The sequence below is a fragment of the Bacillus sp. FJAT-22090 genome (genome assembly GCF_001278755.1).
Lineage (GTDB): Bacteria > Bacillota > Bacilli > Bacillales_A > Planococcaceae > Psychrobacillus.
In genome coordinates this window covers 1,806,081-1,828,412 of sequence record NZ_CP012601.1, presented here as the reverse complement: position 1 = coordinate 1,828,412, position 22,332 = coordinate 1,806,081, and the positions used below count along the sequence as shown (strand labels likewise).

The following is a 22,332-nucleotide window of genomic DNA, read 5'->3' as shown; positions in this document are numbered from 1 at the left end:
ATTAAAAACCTTTAGAATATTAAAATAAATATGAAAATTATATTGGAGGATTCACAATGAATTTATTAGACAAAACAAGAAAAATTAACTCTATGCTACAAGCATCTGCAGGTAAACCTGTTAACTTTAAAGAAATGGCATCAACATTAAGTAACGTTATCGAATGTAACGCATTCATAGTTAGCCGTAAAGGTAAACTTCTTGGACACGAAGTACATCAGCAAATTGAAAATGATCGTATGATTAAAATGATGGAAGAACGTCAATTCCCTGAAGAGTATACAAAAAACTTATTTAATGTGAATGAAACATCATCCAATCTAGATGTTTTCAGTAAACATTCAGTATTCCCAGAAGAGAACCGCGAATTGTTTAAAGAGGGCTTGACTACAATCGTGCCAATTATCGGCGGTGGCGAACGTCTTGGAACATTGATCCTTGGTCGTTTGCAACAAGAATTCCATGACGATGATTTAATTCTTGGAGAATATGGTGCAACAGTTGTAGGAATGGAAATTTTACGTGAAAAATCGGAAGAAATTGAAGAAGAAGCTAGAAGTAAAGCTGTAGTACAAATGGCTATCAATTCCTTATCATACAGTGAGTTAGAAGCTATTGAACATATATTTGAAGAGCTTGATGGTAATGAAGGCTTACTAGTTGCTTCTAAAATAGCTGACCGCGTTGGTATTACTCGTTCAGTTATCGTAAATGCACTACGTAAACTTGAAAGTGCTGGAGTAATCGAGTCTCGTTCACTAGGAATGAAAGGTACGTACATTAAAGTACTTAATGATAAATTTTTAGCAGAACTAGCTCAACTTAAAATGAAATAAGAATTGAAATTTAAACCTCTTCTACCATTGGTAGAAGAGGTTTTTTTGACATCTTATTGAAATATTTTTGTCAAAGGAATAAATATCCAGTAAATTGAAAATTTCCTCAAAATAGTAAGTACGAATTAGAGAAATTGGATTTTAGTCACAAAAAAGAGAAAAATGGCGAAAAAAAAGGAAAAATGTCCTATGAAAATTCAAAAAAGAGAATAGACACTTTGTTACATTTTCATTACAATTAAATTATTATGATTTTCATAGATAATTATTAAAATTCTTCCGATTTGAAAATAATGAGGTGTAATAATTGAGCATTTTTGGTGGAACAATATCGAATTTAGAACGAGGATTAGACTTTTCCGCTATTAAACAGAAAGCAATAGCGCAAAATATAGCAAATGTCGACACTCCTAATTATAAAGCAAAAAGCGTTAGTTTTGGTGATGTATTTTCGGAAGCAAAGCAATCGACAATATCTGCAAATAGGACGAATGAAAAGCATTTTAATTTTCAAATGAATGTGAGTTCTCCAGGCGTTTATAACTACGCTAATTTCCGATATAACCATAATGGCAATGGAGTCGACATGGATAAAGAACAAGCAAATCTAGCGACAAACCAGATTTATTACAATGCATTGGTTGACCGTGTAAGCGGAAAGTTAAATACATTACAAACAGTTATAAAAGGAGGTAGATAATCATGTCGATTTTTCATGGGATGAATACCACAGCCTCCGCACTGACTGCACAACGTCTTCGTATGGATGTTATTTCATCCAATATGGCTAATGTTGATACAACTCGTGCAAAATTAGTCGATGGTGAATGGCAAGCTTATAGAAGAAAAAGTGTGACTTTTCAACCACTTGAAGGTCAATTCTCTAGTTTCTTAAATGTTGCTATGGGAAAAACAAATAAAGAAACAGTTGGTAACGGCGTAAAAGTTTCGAGTATTAAAGAAGATAAGGAAACACCATTTAAACTAGTGTATGATCCAACTCATATTGATGCAAACGCAGAAGGTTATGTAGAAATGCCGAATGTAGACCCATTGAGAGAAATGGTGGATTTAATATCAGCAACTCGTTCTTATGAAGCGAATGTAACAGTGTTCAATGCCAATAAAGCGATGCTTTCAAAAGCTTTAGAGATTGGTAAATAGAAATGAAAGAAGGTTTACTTAAATATGGCAATAGAATCTGTTTCTTTATTTAACCCAGCTCAAATAAATCCAACTTCTTCTACTCCAAAAATTAGTCCATTTGAGGCACAACAGAACTTTGGTGATTTTTTGAAAAGTGCCATTGAGTCAGTAAATGCTAATCAAAAAGCTTCAGATGTAGTAACTGAGAAGTTAATTCGTGGAGAAGATGTAGAATTGCATGATGTGATGATTGCTTCTCAAAAGGCAAGTATTACTTTGAATGCAACAATGGAAATTCGGAATAAAGTGATCGAAGCGTATCAAGAAATCATGAGAATGCCTGTATAAATCCTCGGTTATATTTAAATATCGAGTAAAAATATTCACCATAGCCGGAGGATAATAATGAATGAACGAATAAAAAAAATCACAAGCGATGTCTCTACATTTTGGAAGAGTCGAACGAAAGTACAAAAAGGAACGATAATTGGAAGCTTGATTGGAGTAATACTAATTGCTGCTATTATCACATTCTTTTCGACAAAAACAGAGTTTGTTCCTTTGTATTCTGATGTAGCACCATCTGAAGTAGGACGTATAAAAGAAACATTGGATGCTCAAGGGGTAGAAAATAAAATAGCTCCTGGCGGAACATCTATATTAGTTCCATCTGATCAGGTTGATTCGTTATTGGTTCAACTTGCAGCTGAAGGCTTCCCTGAATCAGGGATGATTGATTATAGCTTCTTTTCTCAAAATGCTGGATTTGGGATGACTGATAATGAGTTCAATGTTTTAAAATTGGCCTCTACTCAGACAGAACTTGCAAATTTAATTAAAGGCATAAAGGGAGTTAAAGATGCAAAAGTAATGATTTCATTGCCTGAGGAAGGAGTATTTTTATCTCAAAGCAATGATGCAGCTAGCGCATCTATTGTCCTTAATACAGAACCAGGATACCAATTTACAGATGTTCAAATTCAATCTCTTTATAATTTAGTATCTAAATCAGTACCGAATTTATCGACAGAAGATATTGTTATTACAAATCAATACTTCGAATACTTTGATCTTCAAACTGCTAACTCTAATTCAACGGGAGCTAATGTCGGCGACCAAATGGCTATTAAAAAATCAATAGAACGCGATTTACAAAGACAAGTACAAACAATGTTAAGTACTTTAATGGGGCCAGACAAAGTTGTAGTTTCCGTTACAACAGATATTGACTTTCAACAAGAAAAAAGAGAAGAGAACTTAGTGGAACCAGTTGATGAAGAAAATATGGCGGGTATTGAAATAAGTGCACAACGAATTTCAGAAACGTTTACTGGAACTAATCCTACAGCAGGTGGAACACCACAAGGCGAGGATGCTACCGATAATTTTACAAACTATGTAGAGGGTTCTAATGCAAACGGAGATTACGAAAGAACAGAGGATACGATTAATAATGAGGTAAATCGTATTCGAAAAGAAATTGTAGAAAGTCCTTACAAAATCAGAGATTTAGGAATTCAAGTAATGGTTGAACCACCAACTCCTGATGATATAACTTCTATGCCTGAGGGTGTTCAAGGAGATATTGAACAAATTCTTGCAACGATTGTACGAACATCCATCGATAAAGATGAAGTTGAACAGCTAACTGAAGAGCAACTACAAGAAAAAATTGTTGTTTCGGTACAACCATTCAATGGAAAAGCAACTACAGTTGCGGCAACAGATTCAATGATTCCTTGGTGGGTTTACGTAATCGGAGGAATACTTTTAGCAGCAATTATTCTACTAATTGTTTTCATTATTCGTTCACGTAGAAACGAAGAAGAAGAATTAGTCATTCTTGAGGAACAAAGAGAAGAACTAAAAATAGATGATATTAATAAAGAAAAAGAGACAGAAGCTACTTTAAGACGTAAACAATTGGAAAAAATGGCGAAGGACAAGCCAGAAGATTTCGCAAAATTATTACGAACATGGATAGCAGAGGATTAATGGAGGACGGCTATGATAAAAAAGGAAAAAGAACTTAGTGGGAAACAAAAAGCCGCGCTCTTATTAATTTCTCTCGGCCCAGAAGTTTCAGCTTCTATTTATAAGCATTTAAACGAAGAAGAAATCGAGCGCTTGACATTAGAAATCTCAGGTGTGAAAAAAGTGGAGCCTGAAATTAAAGAAGATATTATAGAAGAGTTTCATAATATTGCACTCGCTCAAGATTATATTTCGCAAGGTGGTATTGGTTACGCAAAAACAGTGTTAGAGAAAGCACTTGGTTCAGATCATGCACAAGCGATTATTAATCGATTAACATCATCCTTACAAGTACGACCATTTGATTTCGCAAGAAGAGCTGAACCAACACAATTATTTAATTTTATTCAAAACGAGCATCCACAAACAATTGCGCTAATTTTATCCTACTTAGAAGCTCAGCAAGCGGGTATTATTCTTTCTTCCTTACCGCAAGAGGTTCAAGCAGATATCGCCAAGCGAATTGCAACAATGGATTCAACCTCACCGGAGGTTATTAGTGAAATTGAATCTGTACTAGAGCGAAAGTTGTCTTCTACAGTTACACAAGATTATACAGAAACTGGTGGAGTAGATGCGGTAGTAGAAGTATTAAACGGTGTAGACCGAACAACAGAAAAAACAATTTTGGATGCCCTTGAAATTCAAGATCCTGAACTTGCCGAAGAGATCAAGAAGAGAATGTTTGTCTTCGAAGATATTGTTACGCTTGATAATCGCTCCATTCAACGAGTTATACGTGATTGTGAAAATGAAGACTTGCTTCTTTCTATGAAGGTTTCAAGTGAAGAAGTAAAAGATATTATCTTTAGAAATATGTCTACGCGTATGGCTGAATCTTTTAAAGAAGAAATGGAAATTATGGGTCCTGTACGACTAAAAGATGTAGAGGAAGCCCAAACAAGAATTGTTTCTGTCATTAGAAGATTGGAAGACGCTGGTGAAATAATAATTGCTCGTGGTGGAGGAGATGACATTATTGTCTAGGATTTTCCGAAACGTACAAGTGAATGGTAACAGTGAAAAAACAAGACCAATTCAAATAAAAAGTCTGCAATTAAGAGAAGAAATAGATATAGATCAACCTCTTTCGCTTGATGTAATTCTGAAAGAAAGAGATCAATTGCTCTACGAAGCGGAAGAACAAATTGCTTCGACAAAAGAAGCATTAGCCCAAGAAATAGAACAAACTAAACAATATGTGGATGAACAATTAAAAACGTGGGAAGAACAAAAAATTGCATATCAGAAAGCTGCTTATGACGAAGGCTTTATGCAAGGGTTAGAAGAAGGTAGAAATAAGGCTATAGCGGATATGCAACAATCTTTATCTATTGCGAATGAAACAATACAAGTAGCACATGAAAACGCAACAAATTATTTACAACAGCAGGAGCAGGTTATTTTAGAACTTGCAATTCGAACTGCAGAGCGAATTATTGGAACGAAGTTAGAAGAAGAGGAAGAACTCTTTTTATCTGTTGTCAAAAGAGGTTTAAAAGAAGTTAGAGAGATGAAAGAAATAAAGCTTTATGTATCTCCGACATATTTTAAGTTAGTTTCTAATAATCGGGACGAACTTGCATCCATATTCCCAGTCGATGTTCCGTTTATGATTTTTGTTGACGAGGATATGAATGATACAGATTGTTATATTGAAACGAACCATGGAAGAATTGTTGTAAGTATTGATGAACAACTACAAGAATTAAGACTAAAACTAGTAGAAATTCTGGATCGTATGGAGTGAACTTGATGAAAGCAGTTGATTTAATACAACAAATCCCAAATCTTTCAACCTTTAAAAAATATGGACGTGTGAATCGTGTTGTTGGTTTGATGATTGAGTCACAGGGGCCAGAAAGTTCGATAGGTGATGTATGTAAAATTCACATACATTCTTCTAAAAATGGTCATTCAGTCATTTTAGCAGAGGTTGTTGGTTTTAAAGAAGAGGTTGTTGTATTAATGCCTTATACAAATATCCGTGAAATTTCAACTGGTTGTTTAGTAGAAGGAACAAATCGACCGTTAGAGGTGAAAGTTGGACCAGATTTAATTGGAAAAGTTCTCGATTCAATGGGAAACCCAATCGATGGAACAGTACTACCTAAAGGCTTGATGACTGTTGGGACAGAACAAGACCCTCCTAATCCATTAACTAGACCTCCAATTGATGAACAAATTGAAGTAGGAGTTAAAGCAATCGATGGCATGCTTACGGTAGGGAAAGGTCAAAGAGTCGGGATATTTGCAGGATCTGGAGTAGGGAAAAGCACGTTGCTTGGTATGATTGCAAGAAATACAAATGCAGATTTAAATGTCATAGCTCTTATTGGAGAGCGTGGGCGAGAAGTACGAGAATTTATAGAAAGAGATTTGGGTAAAGAAGGTTTAGAACGATCTATTGTTATCGCCGCTACTTCCGATCAACCTGCTCTGATGCGTATAAAAGGGGCTTTTACAGCTACTGCTATAGCAGAATATTTTCGTGATAAAGGACTTAACGTCGTGTTAATGATGGACTCTGTCACACGTGTTGCTATGGCACAGCGTGAGATAGGTTTAGCAGTTGGTGAACCACCTGCTACAAGGGGTTATACCCCATCTGTATTTTCCATCTTACCAAAACTTCTTGAGCGTACAGGTACAAATGAGAATGGGACGATTACAGCCTTTTATACAGTTTTAGTTGATGGTGATGATATGAATGAACCAATTGCTGATACAGTACGAGGGATTCTCGATGGACATATAGTACTCGATCGTTCTCTCGCAAATAAAGGTCAATACCCTGCGATTAACGTTTTAAAAAGCATTAGTCGATTAATGAACCATATATCCGATGAAGAACACAAAAAAGCAGCTGAACGTTTACGTGATTTGTATTTCACCTACAACAAATCAGAAGACCTGATTAATATTGGTGCATATAAACGAGGTACATCCAAAGAAATAGATGAGGCTATACAATATGAACCTTTAATAACTTCTTATTTAAAGCAAGGTTATTTAGACAAAGTGTCGCTAGAGTCTAGTGTGAATGAAATAATTACTTTAGCAAATGGTGGTGTTAAATAATGGTTGCTTATCAGTATAAATTTGCTAAGATATTGACTGTTCGTGAACAAGAAAAATCAGAAACAGAGCTAGCATACAAAGAATCTGTTATCGCTTTTGAAACTGTTGCTACGGAATTATATGATTTGTTGAAAAAGAAAGAAGATACAGTTGATGCTCAAAATAACCAACTTAAGCAAGGATTATCTATTAACCATATTCATCATTTCTCGAACTTTATAGACGGGTTGCAAAAAAGAATAGATAAAGTACAAAAAGAAGTTATGCAAGCACGTTCTAAAATGAACTGGTTTGAAGAGAAACTTTTAGAAAAATCTTTAGAGGTTCGTAAATTTGAAAAGATAAAGGAAAAAGATTACGAACTTTTTCAGCAAGATCAACTTAGACTTGAAACAATCCAATTGGATGAAATTTCATCCTTAAAGTTTCAAAAAAGAGATTAGGTGAGTAGAACATGGCTAATAGAAACAAAAAAACTAAAAACATTGAAAAAGTAGACGATGAAACAAAAGGCATAGGCAAAATAAAAATGTTCTTTTATTGGTTTATCATTCCTTTTCTATTCGCTTTAGCGGTCCTCTTGATAGTTGCTCAAATAGCGAATATAAATGTTTTTGAAAAAGCAAAAGAATTATCAGGTGCTGGTCAACCGGAAACAGTAACAGAGGATGTAAAAACAAACCGTTTAGAGGAAAAAGTCGTTTCTCTACAAGCTGAAATCCAAGAAAAAGAAGTAGAAATAGATAACTTACAATCAGAAATAGATAATTCAGCAAAAAAAAATGAGGATTTATTAGTTGAACAGCAACGTTTGTTGGATGAAATAGAGAATCTACAACGACAACAAACGAGCACTAAACAAGAATACGCTGAAATAGTTTCTACTTTTGAAAAAATGTCTGCGAAATCTGCTGCACCTGTCATTTCTAAAATGAGTGACGCAGAAGCATTAAGAATTTTAAATAGCTTAAAACCAGATACAGTGGCAAAAATTTATGAAAAAATGACACCAGAAGAAGCAGCAAAATATACAGAATTAATGACAAAGCAATAAGAGTGATTTTCAATTGAGAGGAGGTGAAATATTGAATATCGCAGCAGTTGCAAATCTAGGAAATAATATAGTGGTCCAATCAAAAGGTAAAGTGCCAGATATGAATACGAATAATCAACTATTTGGAAATGTTTTTGGACAAGTATTATCTAATCAACAAGTTCAGTCACCCCCTATACCTGATGATTCTCAACTAAATCTTGTACAAGAGTTACTTAATATTTTAGATGTAGATGCATTGGAAGAAGCGGAAAGTCTAATAGGTTCTAAAGACTTGATAGTAAATCCAAAAGAACTGAAAGAATTATTAAGTAAGCTCTTAGGTGAAAATGCGACAACAGAAGAAGAATTATCAGACTCTAACGTATGGGATTTGTTAGCAGGTATAAATGTACAAGCTAGCCAACTGAAAGATGCAATCGTTCAATCTTTAAATGGACAAGGTCCTGTATCTTCTGTAGAAGCAAGTCAAGCTGTGCAATTGTTGAAGATAATACAACTTATTGGAAAGAAATCTGATTTGACACTAAAACAAGAATCTACTTTATTTGATTTAAATCAATTAGTGAAAGACCTGAAAGATGGGGTTTCTAAAGAAGTTAAATTTCCATCGACACTTCTAACTGATATGTCTAACAATAAGGCTGTAAATACTGCTATGAATAAGCTTTCACTAGATCAAACAATGAAACCAGGTGTTCAACAAGTTGTAATTAAACAAGTAGCAACACCGACCGAAAAAGTAATTGAGACGAAAGAAGTAGTTTCTCCTATACAAGGTCAGTCGTCAATGATTGTACAAACAAAGGTTGAAACTGTTTCAGTAACATTGCCAAATGAAAAACCTGGACAATCAGAGGAATTTCTAAAAGATTTGCAAAAAGTGATGAATCGTGTTCAATTTGGACAAGCAGGTGGAGCAAATAGACTTGTCGTCAAGCTTTATCCTGAACATCTCGGAACAATTCGAATTGAATTAATTCAAAAAGATGGAATGCTTACAGCTAAAATGCTAGCTTCGACTACACGTGGTAAAGATTTGTTAGATTCTCATTCAAATCAGTTAAGGCAAGGGTTAGTTAACCAAAACATTCAAATTGAGAAATTAGAGATAACACAATCTGTACAAGATTCAGCAAGGCAGGAAAGAAATCAATCTTTCCAAGAATCATTTAGACAACAACAAGAACGACAAGAAACTAAAAAGGATGAGAAAGAAGAAATTGCTACTTTCGAAGACTTTTTAAAAGAAGTGGAGGTTTAATATATGGCTGAAATGAATCCAATCACAAGCAGCATGTACTTGCCAAAGGAAAAAGCAACACGTACCACAGGTAATAGTACGCTTGGAAAAGATGAATTTTTGAAAATATTAATGGCCCAATTACAAAATCAGGATCCAACGAATCCAATGAAGGACAACGAATTCATTGCACAAATGGCTCAGTTTTCTTCGTTAGAACAAATGACTAACTTGACGGCAGCATTTGAAAAATATGCATTGGCGCAAGAACAAACCCAAATGATTGAATATACTAATTTCGTTGGGAAGTCTGTGAAATGGCATGAAATAACAGATGAAAAAGGCGAAGATGGTAAACCAATTACAAAAGAAGGTACCGGTACAATTGCTGGAGTTAAGTTTGTTAATGGGGGAGTACAATTCACTCTTGCTGATGGAAAAGTTATTACACCAGGCAATATATCAGAAGTTCTGTCGAATAACTCAAATTCCAATAGTTTAGTAGAAGCAAGTATGTTAATTGGAAAAACAGTAAGCTATATGGACGGGGAAGCAGAAAGCACTGCTCAAGTTGAATCTGTTTCGAAAAAAGATGGAAAGATTGTCTTTAATATCGCTGGAGGTAAATCTATTACCGCAGATCAAATTACAGCAATAAAATAAATTAGAACGGAGATATGCAATGGACAAAATTAATATTAATCGAGTTCCGCTGCAAACTACAATCCGTCAACCACTCACATCTAAACAAGTTACTTCGCCAAAGCAATCGTTTTTGCAACAATTGCACGAGGCTAATGCAAAAATAGAATTGAAAGTAAGTAAACATGCAAATCAACGTTTAGTTGAGAGAAATATTCACATAACAGATGCAGAATGGCAACTGGTGAGTGACAAAGTAACAGAAGCACGCTCAAAAGGTGTGAATGACTCATTAGTATTGATGGACCAAGCAGCATTAATCGTAAGTGCAAAAAATGCAACAGTGATTACTGCCATGAATCGCACGGAAGCGAAAAATCAATTATTCACCAATATCGACGGCACCATTGTGCTGAACTAAATAGATAGCAGGACCTTTAAAAGGATGCTATGTGCAGCTGACTGATAGACGCTAGCACGCAAATCGAAGGGAGAAAAACATACATGATTCGCTCAATGTACTCAGGAATTTCAGGCTTAAAAAACTTCCAAACAAAATTGGATGTTATCGGTAACAACATCTCAAACGTAAACACGTACGGTTTCAAAAAAGGACGCACTGTATTTAAAGATTTGATCTCACAAACAACTTCAGGTGCTTCTGCTTCTACTGATACAAGAGGTGGAGTAAATGCAAAACAAGTAGGGTTAGGATCTCAATTATCTGCAATAGATACAATTCACTCTGGAGGTTCTTTACAATCAACAGGCAATACATTAGATTTGGCGATCTCAGGAGATGGTTTTTTCATAGTTGCAGATGGGATTGGAGTAGATCCTGCATCAGCAACACCTGGTGAATTTACAAATCCATTGTATACAAGAGCAGGAAACTTTTATATGGACGGAAATGGATACTTAATAAACTCTGATGGTAAATTTGTGGTTGGTTCAGCAGTTTCTGGGTGGGACGGTGATCCAGCTAATGTTGCAACTGCTTATCCAGATGCATCTGATGTTACAGCTAATACAGCAGCTACAGGAAATCTAGATACTGATGCAGATGGCTTTACAAACGATACCAACCCGGTTACCGCTGGGTCAGGAACTGTTGCATATACACCAATTCGTATTCCTACAAATGCTCAAAGTATGAGTATTGGTCAAGACGGTACTGTTACTTTTGTTGATGCTGAAGGTACACTAAAATGGGCCGGACAGTTAGTTCTTGCTAAGTTTCCAAATGCAGGAGGCCTTACAAAAGCAGGGTCAAACTATTTTCAAGAATCTCCAAATTCAGGAGCACCAATGAATCAAGTTGCAACTAAAGAAGGTATAGGTTCAGTCAACTCCGGATTCCTAGAAATGTCAAACGTAGACCTTTCTGAAGAGTTCACAGACATGATCGTTGCGCAACGTGGGTTCCAAGCTAACACTCGAATTATTACAACTTCTGACCAAATTTTAGAAGAGCTTGTTAACTTAAAACGATAATTTATTAGAATCTTAGTTGAAAGTAAGGGAGGGTTGGGCCGTTCCTTTAATGGCCCGGCCCTTTATATTGATAAATTTGACTCGTTTAAACGGTAAAGAGTTTTTGTTGAATGCATTATACATAGAGACGGTTGAATCTTTTCCGGATACTACGATAACGCTCACAAATGGTCATAAATATGTTGCGTTAGAATCTAGAGAAGATGTGGCCAAAAAAATCGCTCAGTTTTACAAAGAAATACATATTTTATCGAACCCCCATTTAAGAGGTGAAGAACATGAAGAGTAAAAATAAACTTTTAACCATCATGCTAATTATTTTAGTTTGTATTACATTACTTGGTGTTGTAGCATTGCTTTTTATTTCTCAGTTAAACAAACCAGATGAGGAGACAGGACCAACAATTGATGAAATTGTTGAATCTTCCATAGATATACCAGAAATAACGACAAATTTAGCTGGAAATAAATTTATCCGTATTTCCCTAAAAGTACAAACGGATAGTAAAGAAGCTGCAGAAGAATTAATAAAACGTGATTTTCAAGTAAAAAACATTGTTATTACAGAGCTTTCTGAAATGACGCCAGAAGATTTAGAAGGTAAACAAGGTAAAGCAACATTTCAGTCATCATTGAAAACTAAAATAAATGAATTAATGAATGATGGAGAGGTGCAACAAGTTTATATAACTTCTTATATAATTCAGTAATCGTAACTTTTTTGAATGGAGGTGGGCAGATTGGCAGGAGATATATTATCTCAATCCGAAATAGATGCGTTGTTAAGTGCGCTTTCCACAGGAGAAATGACAGCAGATGAAATGAAGAGTGAACAAGAAGCAAGAAAAGTAAGAGTGTATGACTTTAAACGTGCACTTCGATTTTCAAAAGATCAGATTCGTAGCTTAACACGTATCCATGAAAACTTCGCTCGTTTGTTAACAACATTTTTTTCTGCCCAATTAAGAACTTATGTACAAATTTCAGTAGTTTCTGTTGATCAAATTCCGTTTGAAGAATTTATCCGTTCGGTACCTCATATGACATTAATCAATGTCTTTGAAGTGCCTCCTCTTGAAGGAAATATTCTCATGGAGATTAATCCGAATATCGCTTATTCTATGTTAGATCTGTTAATGGGTGGTAAAGGGGAAGCTTATGCAAAAGTAAATAATATGACAGAAATTGAAACGAAAATTATGACAAACTTATTCGAACGGTCTTTTGATAATCTTCGGGAAGCGTGGGCTAATATCGCGGATATTGACCCAATCTTAACAGAGCTTGAAGTAAATCCGCAATTTTTACAAATGATTTCGCCAAACGAAACAGTAGTTGTTATTTCATTCAATACCGAAATTGGTGAAACGAGCGGTATGATAAATATTTGTATACCACATGTTGTTTTAGAACCGATTGTTCCTAACTTATCTGTTCGTTATTGGATGCAAACAAACAAAAAAGAAGTTTCTCCTGAACAATTAAAAGTATTAGAGAAACGAGTAAAATCAGCTGAAATTCCAGTAGTAGCCGAGTTAGGAAGAACAGATATTTCGATTGAAGATTTACTGTTTTTACAACTAGGTGATGTTATTCAGTTGAATTCTAAAATTGAAGATCCACTAATCATTAATGTTGGAGAAATACCGAAATTTACTGCACAACCTGGTAAACTTAAAAAAAGAATGGCTGTACAAGTCATTGAAACTTTGAAAGGAGGAGAGGATGATGATGAGTGATGATATGCTCTCCCAAGAAGAAATTGAAGCCCTCCTTAGAGGAACGACTTTAGATGAAGGAAAAACTACAAATTCTGAGACTATTAATGTTGAGGATTATTTAGATTCATTTGCTCAAGATACACTTGGTGAAATAGGAAATATTTCTTTTGGTAGCTCAGCAACTGCATTATCTGCACTATTAGGTCAAAAAGTTGATATTACTACACCTAACATTAGTATGATCAATCGTACAAAATTAAAAGAAGAGTTTCCACATCCATATGTTGCAGTTCAAGTTCAGTACACTGCGGGACTTATAGGAATGAACTTACTCGTTATTAAGCAATCCGATGCTGCGATAATTGCAGATTTGATGCTAGGTGGAGATGGTACAAATCCGCAACCGAATATGAGTGAAATTCAATTAAGTGCAGTGCAAGAAGCAATGAATCAAATGATGGGTTCAGCTGCGACTTCTATGTCAACTGTTTTCAATAAAAAAGTGGATATTTCTCCTCCATCTATAGATTTAATGAACTTAGAAGTAGATGAAGGAACAGATGCAATTCCTAATGACGATTTACTAATAAAGATTTCCTTCCGTTTAAAAGTAGGAGACTTAATTGATTCAAATATTATGCAATTACTACCTTTAGAATTTGGCTTGAAGTTAGTTAAATCATTGATGGGTGAGGATGAAGAAGACCAGGTTGCTGCTACAATTATGGAAGAAAGAGTAGAAACTACTCCAAGTCCATCAAACCAACAACCATTAAAAGAACAATCTCAGCCGCAAGCGCAAATGCAATTTACGCAACCCCGTCCACAAGCGCCGCAAGTGGAAGTACAACAAGCGCAATTTGCAAGTTTTGATGCACCTAATCTGACTCAAAATGAATCAAGAAATTTAAATTTGCTACTTGATATACCACTTCAAGTAACAGTAGAATTAGGTCGTACAAAAAGAACTGTAAAAGATATTCTGGAACTCACTAGTGGATCTATCATTGAACTAGATAAACTAGCAGGTGAACCTGTTGATATTCTTGTAAATAATAGACATATCGCAAAAGGGGAAGTTGTTGTAATTGATGAGAATTTTGGAGTTCGTATTACAGATATCTTAAGTCAAGCAGAGCGCATTCATAATTTAAGATAACCAATGGAGGAAACAAAACATGTCAAAAAGAATTTTAATAGTCGATGACGCTGCGTTTATGCGTATGATGATCAAAGATATTTTATCAAAAAATGGTTTTGAAGTTGTAGGAGAAGCTGGAGACGGCGTCCAAGCTGTTGAAAAATATGCTGAATTAAAACCAGATTTAGTAACTATGGATATTACAATGCCAGAAATGGACGGAATTGCTGCATTAAAAGAAATAAAAGCGAAAGATCCGAATGCCATTATTATTATGTGCTCAGCAATGGGACAACAAGCGATGGTTATTGATGCAATACAAGCAGGGGCAAAAGATTTTATCGTTAAACCATTCCAAGCGGACCGTGTAATTGAAGCAATTTCAAAAGCAATCGGGTAATAATAGGATGAGGAAATTTACCCTCGTTTTCTGTTTCATTTGTTTACTAGCGTTCTACCCATTAAAAGCAGAAGTTTATGCTGCAACTGATTCTAATGAAAGTATTGAAGAATATTTTAACAAAACTCAAGATGAGAAAGATAAAACACCGGTTGAACAAACCGAAACTCCAGAAGAAATAGAATCCGGTGGTGTTTCCATAACTATTTGGGATTATGTGAAAATGATTTTTGCCTTACTTTTCGTCATTCTTTTGTTATATGGACTATTGCGCTTTGTAAATAGTAGAAATAGAACGTTTCAAACAAACCAACTTGTTCAGAATTTAGGTGGAGTTGGGATTAGTCAAGGTAAGTCAGTACAATTACTTCAAGTAGGTAACTCGTTATTTTTAGTTGGTGTCGGGGAAGATGTTTCATTATTAAAAGAAATAACGGACCCTGAGGAAATAACTAAACTGACGAAAATCTATGAAGAGAAGCAAGAAATCGGAAAGACAGTGCCATTTATAGCAGAGATTTTTAATAACTTAAAAGGCACCATCTCTTCCAAGGCAAATAACAAAGTAAAAAACGATCCTTCATTTAACGAAACGTTCCAAAAAAGATTACAAGAAATCAAAAAAGACCGTAGTGATGTATTAAATGATTGGAAGACAAAGGAGCGAGAAGAAAATGAATGATTTCGTCCAGTTTTTTTCGGACAGTGATCCATCGAATGTCTCCACTTCAATCAAATTAATGCTATTACTAACGGTTTTATCTTTGGCTCCAAGTATTTTAATACTCATGACTTCCTTTGCTAGAATCGTTATTATTTTATCATTTGTACGGACGGCGCTTGCTACACAGCAAATGCCTCCCAATCAAGTCATTGTAGGTTTAGCTCTCTTTTTAACTTTTTTCATTATGGCTCCTACTTTTCAGGAAGTGAATGAAAAAGCGCTTACTCCTCTTTTTAATGAAGATATTACATTAGAGGAAGCTTACGAGAGTGCTAGTGTTCCATTTAAAGAATTTATGAGTAAGCATACGAGACAAAAAGATTTAGAGCTGTTTTTGAGATATACTGAGGCGGAACGACCAGAGTCTATAAATGATATACCTTTAACGATTATGGTTCCTGCTTTTGCATTAAGTGAAATCAAAACGGCATTTCAAATTGGTTTTATGATATTTATACCTTTTCTAGTAATAGATATGATTGTTGCTAGTGTTTTAATGTCAATGGGTATGATGATGCTACCACCAGTAATGATTTCATTACCATTTAAAATATTATTGTTTGTTTTAGTGGATGGTTGGTATTTAGTCATGAAATCCATTTTACAAAGTTTTTAGGAGCTGATCGTAATGAATAATGAAATGGTAATCTCTATTGCAGAACGCGCTATTTGGGTCATTCTTCTTACATCAGGTCCTCTTCTTTTGATTGCTTTAATCACTGGTCTGGCAGTAAGTATTTTTCAAGCAACTACACAAATTCAGGAGCAAACATTAGCTTTTGTTCCTAAAATTATTGCGGTCCTTGTGGGAATCGTTTTTTTTGGACCGTGGATGCTATCACAAGTAACTACATACGCTGCGGATATCTTTGAAAATTTAATAAGATATATAGGTTAGATCAATGGATGAACTTATACCTAAACTAACCGTATTATTACTTATAATAGCTCGTGTATCGGCATTTTTCGTCACTTTACCACTTTTTTCTCATCGGACAATTCCAGCTACACATCGTATTGCTTTTGCAGTGGTCCTTTCCTGGATGATGTACTATACAATGGATGTTGCACCATTTGAAATAAACGGGGATTACATAATATTAATAATCAAAGAAGTAATGGTTGGATTATTTATAGGCTTACTAGCTTATATCATCATGTCAGCTATTCAAATTGCCGGAGGGTTCATAGATTTTCAGATGGGATTTGCCATTGCAAATGTTATTGATCCACAGACAGGAGCCCAAAGTCCGTTGATTGGTCAGTTTTTGAATACTTTGGCTCTCTTATTATTACTAGCTTTAAATGGTCACCATTTGTTATTGGATGGTATTTTTTATAGTTATCAATTTATTCCCATGGAAATGACATTACTTGCTTTCGGGCAAGAGAACTATGCTGAATTCATTATGAAGACTTTTGCTGGTGTTTTTGCAGTAGCCTTTCAAATGTCAATACCAATCGTTGCAACATTGTTTTTAGTAGATATCGCTTTGGGGATAACGGCCCGAACAGTTCCTCAATTAAATATATTCGTTGTTGGATTTCCAATTAAAATTGGGGTAAGTTTTTTAGTTCTTCTCGTGATGATGGGTGTTCTTATGGCTGTTGTTCAAAAAATGTTTGAAATAATGGTAATTGGTATGCGAGATTTAATGATTATATTAGGTGGTGGCTAAACTTGTTTGAAATGCGATTAGATTTACAGTTTTTCGCTGGAGAAAAGACAGAAAAAGCGACACCTAAGAAGCGTCAAGATTCTCGTAAAAAGGGACAAGTTTTAAAGAGTGCGGATGTAACAAGTGCTATTGTTTTACTTGCAGTTTTTATCTTTTTGTTTTTTAGTGCAGGATTTTTGAGGACAGAAATATTTTCTTTTTTCAATGTAACATTCACTAAATACATGTTGATTGAAACTTTAACAATTGAAACAGCTGTCGAGATATATAAAGATTTACTTATAGAAATGGCAATAATTTTGCTACCCATTATGGGCGTTGCTGTTGTTGCTGCTATAGCGGCTAACTTTTTTCAATTTGGTTTATTATTTACAACTGAACCATTAAAGTTTGATTTGAAAAAGATTGATCCTATCCAAGGATTAAAAAGAATATTTTCATTAAAAGCAATTATAGAGCTATTAAAATCTTTATTAAAAATTTCTTTCATCGGTTCGGTTACGACTCTCATCATATGGATGAACTTAGAACAAGTGTTATCTTTATCATTTAAAACACCATGGGATACACTTTCCACAATAGGTTGGTTAACTGGGATGATGGGAATTGCTGCTTCGTCTGTCCTATTATTTATTTCTGTTCTAGATTTCTTTTATCAGCGTTATGATTATGAAAAAAATCTAAAAATGTCGAAACAAGACATTAAAGATGAACATAAAAACTCTGACGGAGATCCTATTATTAAATCAAGGATCAGACAGCGCCAAAGGGAGATGGCTATGCGTCGAATGATGCAAGAAGTTCCTTCCGCAGATGTAGTTATTACAAATCCAACCCATTTTGCCATTGCTTTAAAGTACGATGATGATTCAATGGATGCTCCGATCGTTGTGGCAAAGGGTGCTGATTTTGTAGCACAAAAAATAAAGCTTATCGCAAGGGAAAATGATGTAGTAATGGTAGAGAACCGTCCACTTGCTAGAGCTATGTATGATCAAGTGGAAATAGGGCAACGGATTCCAGATGAGTTTTTTAAAGCAGTTGCAGAAGTATTAGCCTATGTATATCGTATTAAACAAAAAATTTAGATGTAAAGATTGAGGTGGAAGTATATGCAAATCCGCGATATATCCGTTTTAGCAGCTGTAATTTCAATTGTGGCTATGCTAGTAATACCTCTTCCTCATTGGTTGATAAGTTTTCTGATAATAATCAATATTACAATAGCGTTATTGATATTAATGACTGCTATGAATATGCAAGAGGCTTTACAGTTTTCCGTTTTCCCTACTGTTTTATTACTTGTAACCTTATTTAGACTTGCACTGAACGTCTCCACTACGAGAGCAATTTTAGCAGAAGGAGACGCTGGTAAAGTAGTTGAAACTTTCGGTACATTCGTAACCGGTGGGAATATGTTAGTAGGTCTAGTGGTCTTTGCTATTTTAGTAATTATAAATTTTATTGTCATTACTAAAGGGTCTGAGCGTGTTTCAGAAGTTGCTGCACGTTTTACACTTGATGCAATGCCAGGTAAACAAATGAGCATTGATGCAGATTTAAATGCTGGGATGATTTCTGAAAAAGAAGCAAGAGAAAGACGTGAAAAGGTTAGTGGAGAAGCAGACTTTTACGGAGCGATGGACGGTGCTACGAAATTCGTAAAAGGGGATGCGATAGCAGGAATAATTATTGTTCTGATTAATCTTATATTTGGTATTATCATTGGTGTTGTTCAATTAGGACTACCTTTTGCAGAAGCTGCAGTTCTTTTTTCTACATTAACTGTAGGTGATGGTCTAGTATCTCAAATTCCTGCTCTGCTAATTTCTACAGCAACTGGTATTGTAGTTACAAGAGCGGCATCTAAAGGGAATCTTGGTGGAGACATTACCGAACAATTATTCAATCAGCCTAAACTTCTTTATGTTGCAGCAGCAACTATTGCACTTCTTGGGATAGTAACACCAATTGGAATCATATTAACATTCCCTGTTTCAATCGCACTTGCAATTGGCGCATTTATGATGAGCAAAGCAAGTAAAGAAGATCCAAATGAAATAGAAGAATTTGAAGAAGAAATTACAACGGATAATATGAAAAGTCCTGAAAATGTTATTAATCTCCTAAACGTTGACCCAATCGAGTTTGAATTTGGATATGGTCTTATTCCTTTAGTGGATGCAGCCCAAGGGGGAGATTTACTGGATCGTGTTGTAATGATTAGAAGACAACTTGCTTTAGAGCTAGGTATTGTCATTCCTGTTGTTCGCATTAGAGATAATATCCAGTTACAGCCAAATGAATATCGTATTAAAATTAAAGGAAATGAAATGGCTAGAGGCGAACTATTACTTGATCACTATTTGGCTATGAGTCCTGGAGATGATGATTCAATTGAAGGGATAGATACAATTGAGCCTTCCTTTGGGTTACCAGCTAAATGGATTACGGAATCTGTAAAAGAAGAAGCCGAAATTCTAGGCTATACAGTTGTAGATCCACCAAGTGTTGTTTCTACGCATATGACTGAGATAATTCGTAATAATGCACATGATTTACTAGGCCGTCAAGAAACGAAACAACTAATTGATCATATTCGTGAAACATATCCAATTCTTGTGGATGAATTAACTCCGACACCTCTTACTGTTGGGGAAATTCAAAAAGTTTTGGGTAATTTACTACGAGAGCATGTCTCTGTTCGAAATTTACCTATTATTTTTGAAACATTGGCCGATTATTCAAAAATGACATCAGATGTCGATATATTAACCGAATATACTAGACAGTCTCTAGCGAAACAAATTACATCTCAGTATGCAGGTAATAGCAATGTATTAAAAGTATTAACTGTTTCAGGTAGAGTAGAAAAAATTGTTGCCGATAGCATTCAACAAACAGAGCATGGAAATTATTTATCTATCGATCCAAACGATTCACAAGCTATTTTAGAATCTATGGCAAGAGAGATAGAACGCGCGTCATTGATGGAGCAATCACCAATTATTTTGTGTTCTCCTGCAGTTCGAATGTACTTACGTCAAATGACGGAACGATATTTCCCTCAAATTCCGATTCTATCTTACAATGAACTAGAATCGTCCATTGAGGTACAAAGTGTTGGGGTGGTGAATATAGAGTGAAAATGAAAAAATATACGGCTACTACAATGCCTGAAGCAATGAAATTGATCCGAAAAGAACTTGGCGAAGATGCGGTCATTTTAAATTCTAAAGTTGTTTATTCTAAAGGGTTTCTAGGGCTCTTTAAAAAGAAATCGATTGAAGTTTTAGCGGGTATGGATTCTTATGATGCGCCTATTGCTCCAAAAGAAAATCAGTCCATTCAATTATTTCAAGCTAGCGATGCTACAGATGAAATTAAAAAAGATTTAGAAGACTTAAAGCATATGGTGAAATCAATTCAACGTTCTCCATTAGATGAAAATTATCCACCTGAGTTTGGAGCTCTTATTCAGCATTTAGAGGATCAAGAGTTAGCAGATGAGCTTATCACAACAGTTAGTGATGAGCTTTTTGTGCATATGAAAAGTAATAATGAAAAACTGGAGCTAGCTGAGCAAATCAAGAAAACGAAGAAAGTTCTTGTTTCTCTTTTAGAACAGCATCCTGTTGGTGGAATATCTTTTCATAAAAAATACATTAATGTTTTAGGTCCAACTGGGGTAGGAAAAACAACAACAATTGCAAAAATGGCTGCTCGTGCTGTATTAGAAAAAAAGAAAAAAGTTGGCTTTATTACAACAGATACATATAGAATAGCTGCAATTGAGCAGCTAAAAACTTATGCAGGGCTTTTGCAAGCTCCAATTGAAATTGTTTATAGTGAGAAAGACTTACAAGATGCAATGGAAAAGTATGAAGCTTTGGATCTTGTATTTATTGATACTGCAGGTCGCAACTATAAAGAAATAAAGTTTGTGGAAGATTTGCAGAAGTTAATTAATCTAGAAGAAAATACAGAAACCTTCCTAGTGTTGTCTACAACTTCTAAACAAAAGGACATGGAAGTCATTATTGAACAATTTATGGATTTTCCGATTGAAAAATTTATTTTCACGAAGCTAGACGAAACAAATTCTATTGGCTCTATCATTAATTTAATGGTTAAATATAAGAAGGGACTTGCTTACTATACAGATGGGCAAGAAGTCCCCGAGGATATTGTTGAGGCTAATCTAAATGAATTACTCAATTTGCTTTTAAAGGGGATTCGTTATGAGAGATCAAGCTGAGGAATTAAGAATTAAAATGCTTCGTACTCAAAATAAATTAGGTCGTTCTATTGCGGTAGTTAGTGGTAAAGGAGGAGTTGGAAAAAGTAATTTTTCTATGAACTTTACTACTATGTTAAGTTCTCTAGGTAAAAAAGTTGTATTAATCGATATGGATATAGGCATGGGTAATATTCATATTTTACTTGGAAAAACCGTGCAAACAAATTTGAAAGATTACTTAGTAGGTGACGCATCAATAGATGAAGTGTTATTCGAAGGACCAAATAATCTTCAATATATTTCAGGTGGCTCTGGTTTATCAGGCGTAATGGAATGGAATGAAGGTATGTTCACACGATTAATTGAGGCATTCGAGTTTTTACAAAAAAACTATGATTATATCGTATTTGATATGGGTGCGGGAGCGACCAATCAGACATTGGATTTGCTCGTATCAGTTGATGATATTATCGTCATTTCAACTGCAGAACCAACATCTATAACTGACGCTTACTCTATGATGAAGTTTATTTATTACAAGGATCCTGATAAGAACTTTTTTCTGCTTTGTAACAGAGCCTTCAGCGAAGAGGAAGGAATTGATACAGTTTCTCGACTGAAGTTAGCAATGTCTAAATTCTTATCAAAAGAAGTGGTTCTACTTGGTTCATTGCCTGAAGATCCCGTTGTTCGAAAAGCAGTAAAAGAGCAAGTGCCATTTTCTATACTCTATCCTGAAGCAGAAATTACTAAAAAGTTAAGAATGATTGTCAATCGGTTCTCTGATTTTGAAGAAGAGGAAGAAAATATTCCTAGACAAAGTAAATTCATCAATCGATTGAAAAATATCTTTTCGAGGAGGTCTTGAATCAGTGGAGACCTTACAAAAAAAGAAGC

At 35.0% G+C, this 22,332-nt stretch carries 27 protein-coding genes; all 27 read left to right on the top strand.

The window, feature by feature from the left end; translation table 11 throughout:
• Positions 1-56: 56 nt before the first annotated feature.
• The 27 genes from codY to AM499_RS09370 all read left to right on the top strand — a co-directional run bounded on the left by codY (position 57) and on the right by AM499_RS09370 (position 22,303).
• Positions 57-836: a GTP-sensing pleiotropic transcriptional regulator CodY gene (gene codY, locus AM499_RS09500; protein WP_053589985.1), complete on the top strand. Its 780-nt coding sequence runs from the start codon at positions 57-59 to the stop codon at positions 834-836.
• Positions 837-1,143: 307 nt separating this feature from the next.
• Positions 1,144-1,536, top strand: coding sequence for a flagellar basal body rod protein FlgB (gene flgB, locus AM499_RS09495; protein ID WP_053589984.1), 393 nt, complete (start codon positions 1,144-1,146; stop codon positions 1,534-1,536).
• 2 nt (positions 1,537-1,538) lie between these two features.
• Positions 1,539-2,000, top strand: a complete 462-nt coding sequence (flgC, locus tag AM499_RS09490) for a flagellar basal body rod protein FlgC (protein ID WP_053589983.1) — start codon at positions 1,539-1,541, stop codon at positions 1,998-2,000.
• Between the two features lie 24 nt (positions 2,001-2,024).
• Positions 2,025-2,330 carry a flagellar hook-basal body complex protein FliE gene (fliE, locus tag AM499_RS09485; protein ID WP_053589982.1) on the top strand — a complete coding sequence of 102 codons (306 nt, stop codon included), beginning with the start codon at positions 2,025-2,027 and terminating at the stop codon, positions 2,328-2,330.
• A 57-nt stretch (positions 2,331-2,387) separates the two neighbouring features.
• Positions 2,388-3,977: a flagellar basal-body MS-ring/collar protein FliF gene (gene fliF, locus AM499_RS09480; protein ID WP_053589981.1), complete on the top strand. Its 1,590-nt coding sequence runs from the start codon at positions 2,388-2,390 to the stop codon at positions 3,975-3,977.
• 12 nt (positions 3,978-3,989) lie between these two features.
• Entirely contained in the window at positions 3,990-5,003 is a 1,014-nt protein-coding gene (gene fliG / locus AM499_RS09475; protein WP_053589980.1) for a flagellar motor switch protein FliG, read from the top strand.
• Entirely contained in the window at positions 4,987-5,766 is a 780-nt protein-coding gene (gene fliH, locus AM499_RS09470) for a flagellar assembly protein FliH (protein WP_197275632.1), read from the top strand. The genes fliG and fliH overlap by 17 nt, the downstream gene beginning before the upstream one ends.
• 5 nt (positions 5,767-5,771) lie before the next feature.
• Positions 5,772-7,097, top strand: a complete 1,326-nt coding sequence (gene fliI / locus AM499_RS09465) for a flagellar protein export ATPase FliI (protein WP_053589978.1) — start codon at positions 5,772-5,774, stop codon at positions 7,095-7,097.
• A complete protein-coding gene (gene fliJ / locus AM499_RS09460) occupies positions 7,097-7,540 on the top strand; it encodes a flagellar export protein FliJ (protein ID WP_053589977.1) in 444 nt (147 codons plus the stop codon). The genes fliI and fliJ overlap by 1 nt, the downstream gene beginning before the upstream one ends.
• Positions 7,541-7,551: 11 nt before the next feature.
• Entirely contained in the window at positions 7,552-8,151 is a 600-nt protein-coding gene (locus AM499_RS09455) for a MotE family protein (RefSeq protein WP_082355221.1), read from the top strand.
• 31 nt (positions 8,152-8,182) lie between these two features.
• On the top strand, positions 8,183-9,415 hold the full coding sequence (locus AM499_RS09450; RefSeq protein ID WP_053589976.1) for a flagellar hook-length control protein FliK: 1,233 nt from the start codon (positions 8,183-8,185) through the stop codon (positions 9,413-9,415).
• A gap of 3 nt (positions 9,416-9,418) precedes the next feature.
• Positions 9,419-10,057, top strand: coding sequence for a flagellar hook assembly protein FlgD (flgD, locus tag AM499_RS09445; protein WP_053589975.1), 639 nt, complete (start codon positions 9,419-9,421; stop codon positions 10,055-10,057).
• 19 nt (positions 10,058-10,076) lie between these two features.
• Positions 10,077-10,457 (top strand): TIGR02530 family flagellar biosynthesis protein, encoded by a 381-nt coding sequence (locus AM499_RS09440; protein ID WP_053589974.1) that lies wholly within the window; start codon positions 10,077-10,079, stop codon positions 10,455-10,457.
• Positions 10,458-10,540: 83 nt separating this feature from the next.
• Entirely contained in the window at positions 10,541-11,530 is a 990-nt protein-coding gene (locus AM499_RS09435) for a flagellar hook-basal body complex protein (protein WP_053589973.1), read from the top strand.
• Positions 11,531-11,597: 67 nt separating this feature from the next.
• Positions 11,598-11,819, top strand: coding sequence for a flagellar FlbD family protein (locus AM499_RS09430; RefSeq protein WP_053592151.1), 222 nt, complete (start codon positions 11,598-11,600; stop codon positions 11,817-11,819).
• Complete coding sequence (fliL, locus tag AM499_RS09425) at positions 11,809-12,240, top strand: flagellar basal body-associated protein FliL (protein WP_053589972.1); 432 nt, start codon at positions 11,809-11,811, stop codon at positions 12,238-12,240. The genes AM499_RS09430 and fliL overlap by 11 nt, the downstream gene beginning before the upstream one ends.
• A gap of 30 nt (positions 12,241-12,270) precedes the next feature.
• Positions 12,271-13,269, top strand: coding sequence for a flagellar motor switch protein FliM (gene fliM / locus AM499_RS09420; protein ID WP_053589971.1), 999 nt, complete (start codon positions 12,271-12,273; stop codon positions 13,267-13,269).
• Positions 13,262-14,410 carry a flagellar motor switch phosphatase FliY gene (gene fliY, locus AM499_RS09415; protein WP_082355359.1) on the top strand — a complete coding sequence of 383 codons (1,149 nt, stop codon included), beginning with the start codon at positions 13,262-13,264 and terminating at the stop codon, positions 14,408-14,410. The genes fliM and fliY overlap by 8 nt, the downstream gene beginning before the upstream one ends.
• Positions 14,411-14,429: 19 nt before the next feature.
• Entirely contained in the window at positions 14,430-14,792 is a 363-nt protein-coding gene (locus AM499_RS09410) for a response regulator (protein WP_053589969.1), read from the top strand.
• Positions 14,793-14,799: 7 nt separating this feature from the next.
• Positions 14,800-15,474, top strand: coding sequence for a flagellar biosynthetic protein FliO (locus AM499_RS09405; protein ID WP_053589968.1), 675 nt, complete (start codon positions 14,800-14,802; stop codon positions 15,472-15,474).
• Complete coding sequence (fliP, locus tag AM499_RS09400; RefSeq protein ID WP_053589967.1) at positions 15,467-16,132, top strand: flagellar type III secretion system pore protein FliP; 666 nt, start codon at positions 15,467-15,469, stop codon at positions 16,130-16,132. The genes AM499_RS09405 and fliP overlap by 8 nt, the downstream gene beginning before the upstream one ends.
• A 12-nt stretch (positions 16,133-16,144) precedes the next feature.
• Positions 16,145-16,414 (top strand): flagellar biosynthesis protein FliQ, encoded by a 270-nt coding sequence (gene fliQ, locus AM499_RS09395; RefSeq protein ID WP_053589966.1) that lies wholly within the window; start codon positions 16,145-16,147, stop codon positions 16,412-16,414.
• 4 nt (positions 16,415-16,418) lie between these two features.
• On the top strand, positions 16,419-17,195 hold the full coding sequence (gene fliR / locus AM499_RS09390) for a flagellar biosynthetic protein FliR (protein ID WP_053589965.1): 777 nt from the start codon (positions 16,419-16,421) through the stop codon (positions 17,193-17,195).
• An 11-nt stretch (positions 17,196-17,206) separates the two neighbouring features.
• Positions 17,207-18,283 carry a flagellar biosynthesis protein FlhB gene (flhB, locus tag AM499_RS09385; protein WP_053592150.1) on the top strand — a complete coding sequence of 359 codons (1,077 nt, stop codon included), beginning with the start codon at positions 17,207-17,209 and terminating at the stop codon, positions 18,281-18,283.
• Between the two features lie 24 nt (positions 18,284-18,307).
• Positions 18,308-20,341 (top strand): flagellar biosynthesis protein FlhA, encoded by a 2,034-nt coding sequence (flhA, locus tag AM499_RS09380; RefSeq protein WP_053589964.1) that lies wholly within the window; start codon positions 18,308-18,310, stop codon positions 20,339-20,341.
• Entirely contained in the window at positions 20,338-21,453 is a 1,116-nt protein-coding gene (gene flhF, locus AM499_RS09375) for a flagellar biosynthesis GTPase FlhF (protein WP_053589963.1), read from the top strand. The genes flhA and flhF overlap by 4 nt, the downstream gene beginning before the upstream one ends.
• Positions 21,437-22,303, top strand: a complete 867-nt coding sequence (locus AM499_RS09370; protein ID WP_053589962.1) for a MinD/ParA family protein — start codon at positions 21,437-21,439, stop codon at positions 22,301-22,303. The genes flhF and AM499_RS09370 overlap by 17 nt, the downstream gene beginning before the upstream one ends.
• The last annotated feature ends 29 nt before the right edge of the window (positions 22,304-22,332 follow it).